Raw genomic sequence first — 1014 nt, forward strand, 5'->3', positions numbered from 1 at the left:
TGTAGACGCGGTGCCCGAAGCCCATGAGGCGGACGCCGTCCTCCTTGTTCTTCACGCGCTCCACGTAGCGGTCGACGCTCTCGCCGGAGTCGCGGATGCGGCCGAGCATGGCGAGCACCGCCTCGTTCGCGCCGCCGTGCAGCGGGCCGAAGAGCGCGCCGATGCCGGCCGAGACGGAGGAGAACATGTTCGCCTCGGTGGATCCGACGAGCCGCACGGTCGACGTCGACGCGTTCTGCTCGTGGTCCTCGTGCAGGATCAGCAGGCGCTCGAGCGCGCGGCTGACGACGGGATCGACCTCGTAGCGTTCCGCGTTGTTGCCGAAGTTCAGGCGGAGGAAGTTGTCGACGAAGGACAGCGAGTTGTCCGGGTAGAGGAATGCCTGGCCGAGGCTCTTCTTGTGGGCGTACGCCGCGATGACCGGCAGCTTCGCCAGCAGGCGCAGCGTCGAGATCTCGACCTGCTCGGGGTCGTGGACGCTGAGCGAGTCCTCGTAGTAGGTGGAGAGGGCGGAGACCGCGCTCGACAGCACCGACATGGGGTGCGCGTTGGTCGGCAGCGCGCGGAAGAGGCCCTTGAAGTCCTCGTGCAGGAGCGTGTGGCGGCGGATGTCGTCCTCGAACCCCGCGAGCTCGTCGCTCGTGGGCAGCTCGCCGTGGATGAGGAGCCAGGCCACCTCGAGGTAGCTCGACTGGCGAGCGAGCTGCTCGATCGGGTAGCCGCGGTAGCGCAGGATCCCCTGCTCGCCGTCGATGTAGGTGATGGCCGAGCGGGTCGACGCGGTGTTGACGAAGCCGTTGTCGAGCGTCGTGAGGCCCGTCTTCTTCGTGAGCGCCGAGATGTCGATGCTGGACGCGCCCTCGACCGCGGGGAGGATGGGGAACTCCACCCGGCCGCCGGGGTACGTCAGGGTCGCCGTGGGCTTCTCGTCCGCCTTCGGCCGGTCGTCCGCCTGCTGCCCGCCATCGGTCACGGCGCCTCCTCGAGTCTGGGGTGGATGGCCCGGGGGGATGC

1 protein-coding gene is annotated in these 1014 nt (G+C 68.9%); it reads right to left on the minus strand.

All coding sequences use genetic code 11. The annotated features are described in order from the left end of the window. Positions 1-973: citrate/2-methylcitrate synthase (locus tag DZG00_RS15760; protein ID WP_119455835.1), on the minus strand; the 973-nt coding region annotated here is incomplete at its 3' end. Positions 974-1014: the final 41 nt, after the last annotated feature.

Source organism: Clavibacter lycopersici (genome assembly GCF_003576405.1).
Lineage (GTDB): Bacteria > Actinomycetota > Actinomycetes > Actinomycetales > Microbacteriaceae > Clavibacter > Clavibacter lycopersici.